7 protein-coding genes are annotated in these 12,880 nt (G+C 66.0%); 2 read left to right on the plus strand and 5 right to left on the minus strand.

All coding sequences use genetic code 11. From position 1 onward, the window contains the following. Positions 1-16 precede the first annotated feature (16 nt). From C3F42_RS23770 to C3F42_RS23780, 3 genes are all read right to left on the minus strand, one after another. Complete coding sequence (locus C3F42_RS23770; protein WP_094012406.1) at positions 17-778, minus strand: siderophore-interacting protein; 762 nt, start codon at positions 776-778, stop codon at positions 17-19. Beyond that, positions 775-1,308, minus strand: a complete 534-nt coding sequence (locus C3F42_RS23775) for a PadR family transcriptional regulator (protein ID WP_038706671.1) — start codon at positions 1,306-1,308, stop codon at positions 775-777. Before C3F42_RS23775 ends, C3F42_RS23770 begins: the two co-directional genes overlap by 4 nt. A 103-nt stretch (positions 1,309-1,411) precedes the next feature. After that, the gene (locus C3F42_RS23780; RefSeq protein WP_104444986.1) at positions 1,412-4,531 is read right to left on the minus strand and encodes a biosynthetic peptidoglycan transglycosylase; all 3,120 of its coding nucleotides are present in this window, start codon (positions 4,529-4,531) and stop codon (positions 1,412-1,414) included. Positions 4,532-4,956: 425 nt separating this feature from the next. Here C3F42_RS23780 and C3F42_RS23785 point away from each other — a divergent pair, with 425 nt between their 5' ends. Beyond that, positions 4,957-6,375, plus strand: coding sequence for an amino acid permease (locus C3F42_RS23785; RefSeq protein ID WP_046854430.1), 1,419 nt, complete (start codon positions 4,957-4,959; stop codon positions 6,373-6,375). A 94-nt stretch (positions 6,376-6,469) separates the two neighbouring features. On the opposite strand, the gene C3F42_RS23790 is transcribed toward C3F42_RS23785, so the two are convergent. Further along, on the minus strand, positions 6,470-8,089 hold the full coding sequence (locus C3F42_RS23790; RefSeq protein WP_104444987.1) for an FMN-binding glutamate synthase family protein: 1,620 nt from the start codon (positions 8,087-8,089) through the stop codon (positions 6,470-6,472). Positions 8,090-8,270: 181 nt separating this feature from the next. Here C3F42_RS23790 and C3F42_RS23795 point away from each other — a divergent pair, with 181 nt between their 5' ends. After that, a complete protein-coding gene (locus C3F42_RS23795) occupies positions 8,271-8,528 on the plus strand; it encodes a type B 50S ribosomal protein L31 (RefSeq protein ID WP_046854432.1) in 258 nt (85 codons plus the stop codon). 31 nt (positions 8,529-8,559) lie between these two features. On the opposite strand, the gene C3F42_RS23800 is transcribed toward C3F42_RS23795, so the two are convergent. Next, the gene (locus C3F42_RS23800; protein WP_104444988.1) at positions 8,560-12,843 is read right to left on the minus strand and encodes a DEAD/DEAH box helicase; all 4,284 of its coding nucleotides are present in this window, start codon (positions 12,841-12,843) and stop codon (positions 8,560-8,562) included. Positions 12,844-12,880: the final 37 nt, after the last annotated feature.

Consider the following 12,880-nt stretch of genomic DNA (forward strand, 5'->3'; position numbering starts at 1 on the left):
ACCGGCCCGGCCGGCGTCATTCGTCGTCGGCAGTGCCGTCGGCCCGCCAGTAGGCGGCAGCCTTGAGGGCGTCTTCCTGCACGCCCTTTTCCAGCAGCAGCGCCTTGGCCTGCCGGGTCAGTGCCTTCTCCAGCGCCACCCAGCCATACAGCCGGCCTTGAGGCAGCGCCAGGTGCTTGACCCGCTCCAGCAGGTCTTCTGCATGCCGGCGCACCCAGATCACCTCCACTTGCGCCTTGCTGGCCAGTGCCTGGCGCTCTTGCTCGTCCTCGATCTGGATCACCGCGAGTACCTGGCGCCCCGCCGGCAATTCTTCAAGGCGCCGGGCGATGGCCGGGATTGCGGTTTCGTCACCGATCAGCAGGTAGCTGTCGAAGATGTCCGGCACCACCATCGAGGCGCGTGGGCCGGCGATGTCCAGGGTCTGGCCGGGCGCCGCCTGGGCGGCCCAGGTGGAGGCGGGGCCGTCGCCATGCAGGACGAAGTCGATATCCAGTTCAAGGTTCTCCAGGTCGATACGCCGTGGCGTGTACTCGCGCATGGTTGGTCGGGCGCCGCCGTCGCGGCCGAGGTTGCGGGCGTCGATGGCCTGCTGTTCTTCGGGCGTGCAGGCGAACAGCAGCTTGATGTGGTCGTCGCTGCCGACGCTGGCGAAGCCCACCAGCTCCGCGCCACCCAGGGTGATGCGGCGCATGCGCGGGGTCAGGTCGGTGACCCGCAGCACGTTGAGGCGGCGTTGGCGGATCTCGTGGTTGACGCGGTGGATGGTGTTGCTCATGGGGTGTTCTCCGTAACAGGGATGGCCGGCCCGGAGGCGATGGCCTTGGCGGTTTCGTTGAGCAGGTTGCGCACCCGCTCGATCTCTTCGGCGCTCCAGCGGCCGCTGTGCATGTGCAAGGCATGGCGCAGGTTGCCGACGGCTTCGTGGATTTCCGCGGGGCGGTCATGACCGCGCAAGGCACGCTTGCTCACCTCGATGCGCATGCGCACGCCATCGAGGGCAACGGCCTGTTCCGCCAGGGCGCTGCGACCGGCATCGGTGATGGCGTAAAGGCGCTTGCTGCCCTGGATGGCGCCAGTGACCAGCTCGGCTTCCTCGAGGTAGCTGAGGGTCGGGTAGATCACCCCGGGGCTGGGGCTGTAGCTGCCGTCGAATAGGCTCTCGATCTGGCGGATCAGGTCGTAGCCGTGGCCCGGTTGCTCGGCCAGCATCGACAGCATCAGCAGTTTCAGGTCGCCCGGGGCGAATACCCGTGGGCCACGTTCGCCGCGGCCGGGGCGGCGTTCGAAGGGATCGTGGTCACGCATGGAGAGGGCTCCGTCTGTTTAGATATATCGCAAGATATTACTCAAGATATATCTAAAGACAAGCCTTCAAATGCAGATGATTATCATCTGTTTTCTTGATGATTCACGACTGGCCCGCCACCTGCGGCGCCTTGCAGGCGGTTGGGTTGCCTGGTTCCAGGTAGGGCATGAGGATCGGCGCCATGCCCTTGAGCACCTGCACCGGCAGTGCCGAGGTAAAGGTGAAGGCCTCGGCCGTGCGCCCCGGAACGAACGCGGTGAGGGTGCCGAAGTGGTTGTCGCCGAGGAAGAACACGAAGGTGGCGGTGCGGTTCAGCGAGCGCGAGCCGATCAGCCGGCCGCCGGCGCCGAAGCTTTCGATACGGTTGTCGCCGGTGCCGGTCTTGCCGCCCATCACCAGCGGCGTGCCGTCGTGCAACTTGAAGCTGCCGGAGATGCGCCGCGCGGTACCGGCATCGACCACCTGCGACATGGCGCCCTTGAGCGCCCGGGCGACCTCGACGGGCAATATCCGCTGACCGCGGTCCGGATCGCTGATCAGTTGCGTCTCGTACGGGGTGTTCTGGGCGAAGTGCAAGGTGTCGATGCGCAGGGTCGGCAGGCGCACGCCATCGTTCTGGATGATCCCGACCAGTTCGGAGAGGGCGGCCGGCCGGTCGCCGGAGCTGCCGATGGCGGTCGCCAGCGACGGTACCAGGTGGTCGAACGGATAACCCACGCGCTTCCAGCGCTGGTGGATGTCGGTGAACGCCTCGATTTCGACCATGGTGCGGATGCGGCTGTCGCGGGCGCCCTGGTGGCGGCTCTTGAACAGCCAGCTATAGACCTCCTGGCGTTCGAAGCGGCTGGCGTTGAGGGCGTCCTTGAGCGATGCGCCAGGGTTTTTCAGCAGGTAGCCGAGCAGCCACAGGTCCAAGGGGTGGACCTTGGCGATGTAGCCCTGGTCGGGCAGGTCGTACTTGCCCGGGCCATAGGCCTCGTACATCTCCACCAGACGGCCATCGGTGAGCTTGGCCATGGCCTTCTTGTCGTCCTTGCTGTGGGCGCGGACGAAGGCGTTGAAGGTTTCCTGGCCGGCTTCGGGGAACAGGTAGCGGTGCACCGCGGCCAGGCGCTGCGGGGTCACGCGCATGCTGTCGAGGAAGGTGTCCAGGCGCTGCTGCGAGGTCTTGCGCTGGTATTTCTTCCAGAAGCGCATGGTGTAGTTGGAGCCTTCGCGGTCGGCGAAACGCGCCAGGTATTCCTGGCGGCGCGGGTCGCTGTCGTCCCTGAGCAGCGGCTCGCGATTGAACGGCTGCTGGTAGGTGACGTAGCGCACGATGTCGCGCATCAGGCGGATGAACGGCAGGTTGATCGACTCGCGCAGGGCATCCTTGAGGGTCGGGTTGCGGTTGTTGTCTTCCTTGCGGAAGTTGTTGAACACGTGCATGCCGCCGCCGGTGAAGAAGGCTTCGCCGGTGTTGGCCGAGTACTTGCGCTCGAGGGCTGCATCGAGCATGGCGTCCAGGCTCTGGTTCTTGCCGTTCTGCATCAGCCATTCGAGTGACCACTGGCTGATGCGGTCGAGCTCGGCCACCGGGACTTTCTTCAGTTCGGCGGCGGGTTTGCCGGCGTATTTGTCGTGCAGCTCGGCAACGATTTCCAGGTAGGTGGTAAGCACCCGCAGCTTGGCGGTGGAGCCCAGTTCAAGCTTGCTGCCTTCGTTGATGTCGAAGGGCTGGTTGGTGCTGTCGGTCTGCACCCGTACCCGCGAGCCGTCGGCGGTGCGTTCGAACAGGGTGAAGCTGTAGCTGACCTGGTCGGTGGTCTTGCTGGTCAGCAGGCGTTCGCCGATCAGGCCGAGCTGTGCGGCGAACGCCGGGTCGGCGAGGTTCTTCAGATACTGGCTGACCTGCACTTGCAGGTCGGCCTGCAGGGTGCTGGTGGCTGACAGGTCGAGGCGGTCGAGGTCGTACAGCGGCCGGTTGAGCATGGCTGCCAGGCGGTTACGGGCCAGGCTGATGCCTTTGTTGGTGATGATCGGCACGATGGTCGGCTGGGCCACCCAGTCGCGGTACACCGCCTTGCTGGCAAGGGCAGCGTCGGCCAGTGGACGGTCGATGACTGCGTTGGCGGCGAGTACCCGTATATGCGAATCGGTCAGTTCCGCCAGTTCGATGCGGCCCTTGGACAGGTAATGCGAGGGGCGGCGCTGGGCGATCATCAGCGACAGCACCTGGCGCAGGGCCAGTCCGCGCTCGGCCATGCTCTTGTCGTCGGTGGCGGTGGAGGTGAGGGCCTGGTTGACCTGATCGAAGTCGGCGCCGTACCACACCCGCAAGCCTTCCGCCATGCCGTGCACCTCACCGTGGCCAGGGACGGCCGACAGCGGCACGCTGTTGAGGTAGTCGCGCACGATGCGTTCGCGGGCCTCGGTGGTGTCGGTGCCGCCCTGGTAGGCGCGTACGCTGGCGGAGATCATCTGGCGGATCTTCTCGGCGCCGGAGACGGTCAGCCCGTCCGGCGAGTGGCGATACTTCTCAAGCTGGGTGGCCAGGGTGCTGCCACCGGCAGATTGGCCGGGCAGGGCCAGGTATTTGGCAATCTGGCTGTAGGCCGCCTTGGCGAAGCGGGGCCAATCCACCGCCGGGTTGTTCTGCGGGTCCTTCGGGTCGAGCAGGTCGCGGTTCTCGATGAACAGCAGGCTGTTGACCATCACCGGCGGGATCGCGGCGAAATTCGGATACAGGTGCTGCGGGTAGTTGTACTGGTAGAGCATGTCGCCGCGGCAGTCGGTGATCGACAGGCCAGCCTGGATCTTCTCCACGTAGGGCACGAACAGGCCGTGTTCGACGTAGTTCATCAGCGCCGGGGAGAAGCGCACTTGCTGGTTGATCAGGTAGTCGCGCTTGAGCAGTCGTGGCAGGAACTCGCCCAGGGCGCTGTAGCCCAGGCGTTTGTCGAACGGGCCGTCGCCCGGGTAGACGATGGCATCGCTCGGGCCGGGCTCCAGGGCATAGGTCAGGGTGCCGGCCAGGCGGCTGAATTCACGGGACTGCAGGCGCGAGGTCTGGAATTCGTCGTAGGCGGCCAGACCTACCGCCACCAGTGCCACCAGCAGGATAAGCAGGATCAGGCGCCACCACAGGCGGCGCTGACGTGGAGTCTTGGACAAGGGGGCTTCAGCCTGAGTTTCTTTGGGTGCTTCCGTTCTGGTTGGTTCCGATTGCCACAGTGCGCCCATAGTCTTGAGTCCGGCCAGGTGTTTTCGCGTTGCTTGTCTGAAGCTTAGACGGTGGCCGAGTTTGGTGAAAAATTTGTAAGTAGCTTCGGGGAATCACGTATGAACATGCGCCTTTGGTGCGACTTCCATTCTTCGGCAATGTTGCTAAGGTAGCTGCCCCATTCCTGTGCATGGGCGGAGCGAGGCCAGGATGCCCCTCCGGTGAAGGGGATTTGGCCGAGAATTCTCGCCAAATTTCCTGCTGTATATAGTGAAAAGCCCTACAAGCTGCTTCCTATACTGCTCGCCCCCTTCGACCCGTCGGTGCTGTGTGCCCGGCGGACAGGCCCGCCCACAAGGCGGCCTGGCGAGACGACGCCCCGCCTATCGGCGCGGCCGGTGCTGCACGAAGGTCAAATCCAATAACAAAATGAGGTTGTATTGCTATGCCAGTCGGCAACCACCCTGCCCAGGGCGAGTCCGCCCAGGGCGGCCCGCTCAAGCGCGAGCTGGGCGAACGGCACATCCGTCTGATGGCCCTCGGCGCCTGTATCGGCGTCGGTCTGTTCCTCGGTTCTGCCAAGGCCATCGAAATGGCCGGCCCTGCCATCATGCTTTCCTACATCATCGGTGGCCTGGCCATCCTGGTGATCATGCGCGCCCTCGGCGAAATGGCCGTGCACAATCCGGTCGCCGGGTCGTTCAGCCGCTACGCCCAAGACTATCTCGGCCCGCTGGCGGGCTTCCTGACCGGCTGGAACTACTGGTTCCTGTGGCTGGTGACCTGCGTCGCCGAAATCACCGCGGTGGCCATCTACATGGGCATCTGGTTCCCCGACGTGCCGCGCTGGATCTGGGCGTTGATGGCCCTGGGCAGCATGGGCGCGATCAACCTGATCGCGGTCAAGGCATTCGGTGAGTTCGAGTTCTGGTTCGCCCTGATCAAGATCGTCACCATCATCGCCATGGTGCTGGGCGGCATCGGCATCATCGCCTTCGGTTTCGGCAACGACGGTGTGGCCATGGGCGTCTCCAACCTGTGGAGCAACGGCGGCTTCATGCCCAACGGCGTGACCGGCGTGCTGATGTCGCTGCAGATGGTGATGTTCGCCTACCTGGGCGTGGAGATGATCGGCCTGACCGCCGGCGAAGCGCGCAACCCGCAGAAGACCATCCCCCAGGCCATCGGCTCGGTGTTCTGGCGCATCCTGCTGTTCTACGTGGGCGCGCTGTTCGTGATCCTGTCGATCTACCCGTGGAATGAGATCGGCAGCCAGGGCAGCCCGTTCGTGATGACCTTTGAGCGCCTCGGCATCAAGACTGCCGCCGGCATCATCAACTTCGTGGTGATCACCGCCGCGCTGTCGTCGTGCAACGGCGGCATCTTCAGCACCGGGCGCATGCTCTACAGCCTGGCGCAGAACGGCCAGGCCCCGGCCACCTTCGCCCGCACCTCGAAGAGCGGCGTGCCGCGCAACGCCTTGCTGCTGTCGATCGGCGCGCTGCTGCTGGGCGTGCTGGCCAACTACCTGGTGCCGGAGAAGGTGTTCGTCTGGGTAACCTCGATCGCCACCTTCGGCGCGATCTGGACCTGGGTGATGATCCTGCTGGCGCAACTGAAGTTCCGCGCCGGGCTCACCACCGCCGAGCGCAACGCGCTGAAGTACCGCATGTGGCTGTGGCCGCTGAGCTCGTACCTGGCGCTGGCGTTCCTGGTGCTGGTGGTGGGCCTGATGGCGTACTTCCCGGACACCCGCGTGGCCCTGTACATCGGCCCGGCGTTCCTGGTGCTGTTGACGGCGCTGTACTACACCTTCCGCCTGGCGCCCAAAGAGGCGCAGGGTACGGTGAGTACCGCCTCCTGATGAACAAAGCCCCGGCCAGTGCCGGGGCTTTGTTTTCATGTGGTGACCATCGTGGCCTGGCCTGTGAGCGGGCTTGACCTGCGATGAAGTCTGATCAGGCCGCTACCTCGCTGTGCGGCTCGAAGCTGTCCGCCCGCGCCAACTGCCACATCCGCGAATAGAACTGCCCGTTCACCTCGCCGGTGAGCAACTCACCCGGCTTGAGGAACACATGCATCTGCGAGAACAGCTTGATCTCGGTAGCCGAGATACGCCGCACCAGGTGCTTGGCCTCCAGTTGCGCTGGGTGCTCCAGCCCTGCGGCGGCGAGCATTTCGGCCAGGGCGCGCAGGGTGTTGTGATGGAAGTTGTACACCCGCTGGGCCTTGTCTGGCACCACCAGTGCGCGCTGGCGCAGGGCGTCCTGGGTGGCCACGCCGGTCGGGCACTTGTTGGTGTGGCAACTCTGCGACTGGATGCAGCCGATGGCGAACATGAAGCCGCGTGCCGAGTTGGCCCAGTCGGCGCCGATGGCCAGCACGCTGGCGATGTCGAAGGCGCTGACGATCTTGCCGCTGGCGCCGAGCTTGATCTTGTCGCGCAGGTTCAGGCCGACAAGGGTGTTATGCACGAACAGCAGGCCTTCGCGCAGCGGCACGCCGATATGGTCGGTGAACTCCACCGGGGCGGCGCCGGTGCCGCCTTCCTTGCCGTCGACGACGATGAAGTCCGGGAGGATGCCGGTTTCCAGCATGGCCTTGGCAATGCCCATGAACTCCCACGGGTGGCCGAGGCAGAACTTGAAGCCCACTGGCTTGCCGCCGGACAGCTCACGCAACTGGGCGATGAACTGCATCATTTCGATCGGCGTGGAGAAGGCGCTGTGACGCGACGGCGAGATGCAGTCCTCGCCCATCAGGATGCCGCGGGTCTCGGCGATCTCCCTGGTCACCTTGTGCTTGGGCAGGATGCCGCCGTGGCCGGGCTTGGCGCCCTGGCTCATCTTGATCTCGATCATCCGTACCTGCGGGCTCTGCGCCTGGGCGGCGAAGCGCTCGGGGTCGAAGCGGCCATCCGCGGTGCGGCAGCCGAAGTAGCCACTGCCCAGCTCCCACACCAGGTCGCCGCCGTGCTCGCGGTGGTAGGGGCTGATGCTGCCTTCGCCGGTGTCGTGGTGGAAGTTGCCCAGCTTGGCGCCCTGGTTGAGGGCGCGGATGGCGTTGGCGCTGAGCGAGCCGAAGCTCATGGCCGAGATGTTGAAGATCGACGCGGAGTACGGCTGGGTACATTGCGGGCCGCCGACCACGACACGAAAGGCGGCCGGGTCGGCCAGCGGCGCGGGGCGCATGGAATGGCCGATGAATTCGAAGCCCGACTCGTACACATCGATCAGGGTGCCGAAGGGTTTGTCCGAGGCCTCGTTCTTGGCACGGGCATACACCAGCGAGCGCTGGGCGCGGGAGAAGGGCAGCGCATCGCTGTCGGACTCCAGCAGGTACTGGCGGATCTCCGGGCGGATGCCCTCGACCAGGTAGCGGATATTGCCGAGGATCGGATAGTTACGGCGCACCGCGTGGCGCTGCTGCAGCAGGTCGAACACGCCGATCAGGCTCAGGACGCCGGTGGTCAGGGCGAACGGCCACAGCCAGTCGTGGGCGAGGAACGGCAGGCTGGCGAGGGTGAACAGCACGCAGGCGGCGAAGAAGGCGTAACGGCTGAGAAGTGACAGGCTCATACGGGGTCCTTGCGGATGGCTCGGTCAGGCTCAGGGGCCTGGGCAAAGGCCGACCATAGCCCGGTTGGGCGGCGTTTTGCCAGCGCACCGGGCGGCAGAAAAATGAAAACTCGTGTATCGAAAATCATTCGCATTGTGATACGTTATAAAGTATCGCTATTGCTTTCCAGGAGATTGCGTCATGAAAGCTGGCATTCACCCCGACTATCGCCCGGTGCTGTTCCACGATACGGCTGCCGATGTGTACTTCCTGATCGGTTCCACGGTGGATACCGATCGCACCCAGGTGCACAGCGATGGCCAGACCTACCCCTACGTCGCGCTGGATGTCTCCAGCGCCTCGCATCCGGTGTACACCGGGCAGCAGCGCAAGACCACGGTGGAAGGGCGGGTGGCCGGGTTCAACAAGCGCTTCGCCGGGTTCCAGGCCAAGGGCTGAACCTGCGGTAGCGGCGGTACACCGCCGCTCTCTAGGTTGCTGTACCGCGCAACAGAAGCTGGCGCCAGTGCTCCTGTTCGCTGGCCGCTGCCTCGACCGCAAACAGGTACTTCCCTGCCACGCGACTGGCGACTGGCACCCCGTCGCGGTACAGCAGCCGATTGCCCGCCACTGCCGGCATTTTCGTTCCCGGCAGCAGGGTGCCGACCAGATTCAAGGGGTCGCAGCCGCTGACCACCACCAGTTCCCCGCCTGGCGCGCGGTTGCGCACCTGGCGCAGCAAAACTACCGCTTCGGGCAGGGCGAACTGCTCGCCCGCCAGCCCGGCAATGAAGCGCCCCCCGCGGATCTCGCCTCGCGCCTCGAGACGCTGATAGCAGCGCAACAGTGCGCGCCACGGGGGCAGCACATCGCTCTCGCGCTCCAGCAAGCGCCAGCACACCACGCCATAGCGGCGCAGCAGGCTGCGGGCCACATGTTCCAGGCGCTGGTCGCTGTCGACCGTGGTGGCCGAGCGGCGCAGCAAGGCCCAGCGCCCGGCATGGACCATGCTGCTCGACAGTGCTGGGTGCCCACGCCGGCTGGTGCGCGGCCTGCGCCTGGCCGCTGGGCTGATGAGGCTGCGCAGGCCGCTGAAACCGTCGGCGCTCGCCAGGCCTGAGCCCACCAGTTCCTGCAGCGCCGATTCCAGTTCGCTGGGCAGCAGGTGGGCTTCATGGGCCAGTTCGTCGAAGAACAGCGCGCCTTGCTCCTGCAAGGTCTGCAGGACCCGATGCGCGCGGGCACCCAGTTGTTCGAGGTCGGGCGCGGGGGTGAGGCTGCGCCACAGCCCCAGGTGCTCGCGGGGCAGCAGCACCAGGGGCGTGCTGGCCAGGGTGCTGGCCGCCAGCGTCGCCGCCAGCCGACTCCAGGCCCACTGGCCGCTGCGGCAGGCCTCATCGAGCCAATGGGGGCTGTAGTCCTTGATTCGCGCTGGCAGCAGGTCGCTCTCCCAGGCCCCGGCGGCAGCGGGAAAACCTTGCAGCTGGGCGAGCACCTCGGATACCGCCTGCGGCCCACGCAGCCGGGTTTCGCCGCTCATGTGCTGCCAGTCGAACAGGAAGCGCAGGTAGTCCTGCAGGCTGACCGGTTCGATCTCCTGGCGCAGGCGTTTGACCGTGTAGCGATGAATACGCGCCAGCAGGTGCCGTTCGCACCACTGCAGGCGCGGCTGGCCGGGGCTGAAATGACCACGCATCACATGGCCCTGGCCCTCCAGGCGGGCCAGGGCCTGTTCGCAGTCGCCGGCCTTCAGCGCCAGAGGTGTCGCGATCTGCTCCAGCGTCATCGGGCCAAAGCCATCTAGGCGGCAGCGCAGCAGTTCCGTGAGGGCGGTATCGCTGTCGACGGGGGCGTCATAGCCCGGCAATAGCGGCATGTCCGGTTCCAGGCGAGCGTCCGGGTATAGCGTCAACAGCGCCTGCTGGCGCTCACGGGCCAGCCACAGACGGTGTTCGCCCGTATCCAGGCGACAGGCCCGGCCCGCCTTGGCCAATTGCTGCAACAGGTCGCGCCAGGCGCCATTGGCATCTACTTCGTGCTCGGCCACAGCCCCCAGGCTCATCAGCGTCTCATGCATTTCATCGGGGTTACGAGCCTGGGGCCAGGCTTCGGCCTGCACCGCGGCAATGGCGTCGGCGTCGAGCGCGCCCAGGTCGTCGGCGCTATGCACGTCGCTCCAGCGTCGGTTGAGCACGGCCTGGGTGCGTCGCTCTTCCAGCGGCGCGTCGTCGAGGAAGGTGTAGGGGCGGGCATTGAGGATCGCCGAGGCCAGCGGCGAGGGGGCCGGCAAATCGCGACTGAGCAAGCCTACTTCACCGTGCTCCATGCGCCGCAGCAGCGCCAGCCAGCCTTCGCTGTCCATGGCCTCGTGCAGACAGTCGTCGAGGGTCTGCTCGACCAATGGATGATCGGGGATTTGCCGCTCGCCGACGATGTTCTCCAGGCAGGCGAGCTGGTCGGGAAATACCGACGCCACCAGGTCCTCGCTTTTCATGCGCTGGATCTGCGGCGCCACCTTGCGCCCGCCCACGTAACGCGGCAGGGCCATGGTCACCGCGGCATTCCAGTGCCAGCGCACGCCGAACAGCGGGGCGTCGAGCAAAGCCTGGATCAGGATCGCTTCGGCACTGCCGCTGTTCAGGTAGCGCCACACCTCGTCCAGGTCGAAACTGTGGCTGGTGGACAGTGACAGCACGATGGCGTCCTCGCTGGCCGCCGCCTGCAGTTCGAAGTTGAAGGTGCGGCAGAAGCGCTTGCGCAAGGCCAGGCCCCAGGCGCGGTTGATACGGCTGCCAAAGGCCGAGTGGATGATCAGCTGGGTGCCGCCGGACTCGTCGAAAAAGCGCTCCATCACCAGCGTCTGCTGCGAGGGCAGGGCGCCGAGTACCTGCCAGGTACGGCCGAGGTAATCCAGCAGCTGGCTGGCGCAGGCTTCGTCCAGTTCATAAGTCGCCTGGAGCCAGGCCTGCACCTGTTGAGCGTCGCCGTCCTGCAATTGCTGGTCGAGACGCTGCTGCAGCCGGGCTACCGCAGCAGACAGCTCGTCACTGCGCCCAGGCGCCTCGCCGAGCCAGAACGGAATGGTCGGTGGCAGGCCGTGCGCGTCCTCGACCCGCACCCGCCCGGGCTCGACGCGCAGGATGCGGTACGACGCGTTGCCCAGCTGGAAGATGTCACCGGCAATGCTCTCGACGGCGAAATCCTCGTTGACGCTGCCGATGTTCAGCGCCTGGGGTTCGAGCAGCACGGCGTAGTCGGCCGTCTCGGGGATGGTGCTACCGCTGGTGAGCGCGGTGAGTTGGCTGCCGCGACGCCCGCGCAGGGTGCCGTTCACCGCATCGCGGTGCAGGTAGGCGCCGCGCACCCCCTGGCGGCCGTTGTAGCCCTCGGCGAGCATGCGCAGCAAGGCCTGGTAATGGCGCTCGTCCAGCTCGGCATAAGGCGTCGCCTGGCGCAGCAGGTCGAACAGGGCGCGTTCGGACCACGGCTGATTGCTGACCTCGGCGACGATTTGCTGGGCCAGCACGTCAAGCGGCGCGTGAGGGATGTGCAAGGTATCCAGCTCGCCCTGGCGCACGCAGTCGAGCAACGCCACGCATTCGATCAGGTCATCCCGCGAGGTGGGGAACAGGCGGCCCTTGGGGGTGCCATTGACCTGGTGGCCGGAGCGTCCGACCCGCTGTAGGAACGCGGCAATCGAGCCGGGCGAGGCGATCTGGCAGACCAGGTCGACATCGCCGATATCGATGCCCAGCTCCAGCGACGCGGTGGCCACCAGCACCTGCAGTTCGCCAGCCTTGAGCCGCTGCTCGGCGACCAGGCGATGTTCCTTTGCCAGGCTGCCGTGATGGGCGGCGACCGCGTCGTTGCCCAGGCGCTCGCCCAGGTGACGCGTCAGGCGCTCGGCCAAGCGTCGGGTGTTGACGAATACCAGCGTGGTGCGATGCTCGCGGGCGAGCACCGCGAGCCGGTCGTAGACCAGGCTCCAGACATCGGTGGCCATGACCGCGCCCAGTGGCACAGGCGGTACTTCCAGAGCCAGGTCGCGTTGGCGGACATGACCGATATCGACGATGGCGCAGGGCTGTCCGTGGCCAACCAGAAACTGCGCCACGCGCTCCACCGGCCGTTGGGTCGCGGACAGGCCGATACGCCTCAAAGGTCGGCCAGCGAGGGCCTGCAGGCGTTCCAGGGTCAGCGCCAGGTGGCAGCCACGCTTGTTGCCGGCCAGGGCATGGATCTCGTCGACGATCACCGTGTGCACACTGGCCAGCCCCTGGCGACCGGAGGCCGAGCCCATCAGTACATACAATGATTCTGGCGTGGTCACCAGGATGTGCGGCGCCAGCTTGCGCATGGCGGCGCGCTCCTTCTGGGGCGTGTCGCCGGTGCGCACGGCGGTGGTGATGCGCGGGGCCTTGAGACCCAGTTGGGCGAGCTGGTGGCCGATGCCCTCGAGCGGCGCATCGAGGTTGAGGCGAATGTCATTGGACAGCGCCTTGAGCGGCGACACATAGACCACCTGGGTTTGCGCAGGTAGCTCGCCGTCCTGTTCCAGCCCTTGGCGGAACAACTCGTCGAGCACCGCGAGGAAGGCGCTGAGGGTCTTGCCCGAGCCGGTCGGCGCGGCCAGCAGCATCGACTGGCCGGCATGGATCAGCGGCCAGGCGCCGGCCTGGGCTTCGGTGACCGTGGCAAAGCTTTGGCGGAACCAGGTGGCGACGGCGGGGTGGAACAGGTCGAGCACCGGGTGCAGGGGGGCGGGCAGGTTCATGGGTTGGTTATGGCGGGTAAGCAGGGCAATGGCAAGG

The sequence above is a fragment of the Pseudomonas sp. PONIH3 genome, from assembly GCF_002934345.1.
GTDB lineage: Bacteria > Pseudomonadota > Gammaproteobacteria > Pseudomonadales > Pseudomonadaceae > Aquipseudomonas > Aquipseudomonas soli.

Bases quoted from the DNA above. Each gene is read 5' to 3' on its own strand.
- C3F42_RS23770 (WP_094012406.1), bottom strand. From the start codon at position 778: ATGAGCAACACCATCCACCGCGTCAACCACGAGATCCGCCAACGCCGC.
- C3F42_RS23775 (WP_038706671.1), bottom strand. From the start codon at position 1,308: ATGCGTGACCACGATCCCTTCGAACGCCGCCCCGGCCGCGGCGAACGT.
- C3F42_RS23780 (WP_104444986.1), bottom strand. From the start codon at position 4,531: ATGGGCGCACTGTGGCAATCGGAACCAACCAGAACGGAAGCACCCAAA.
- C3F42_RS23785 (WP_046854430.1), top strand. From the start codon at position 4,957: ATGCCAGTCGGCAACCACCCTGCCCAGGGCGAGTCCGCCCAGGGCGGC.
- C3F42_RS23790 (WP_104444987.1), bottom strand. From the start codon at position 8,089: ATGAGCCTGTCACTTCTCAGCCGTTACGCCTTCTTCGCCGCCTGCGTG.
- C3F42_RS23795 (WP_046854432.1), top strand. From the start codon at position 8,271: ATGAAAGCTGGCATTCACCCCGACTATCGCCCGGTGCTGTTCCACGAT.
- C3F42_RS23800 (WP_104444988.1), bottom strand. From the start codon at position 12,843: ATGAACCTGCCCGCCCCCCTGCACCCGGTGCTCGACCTGTTCCACCCC.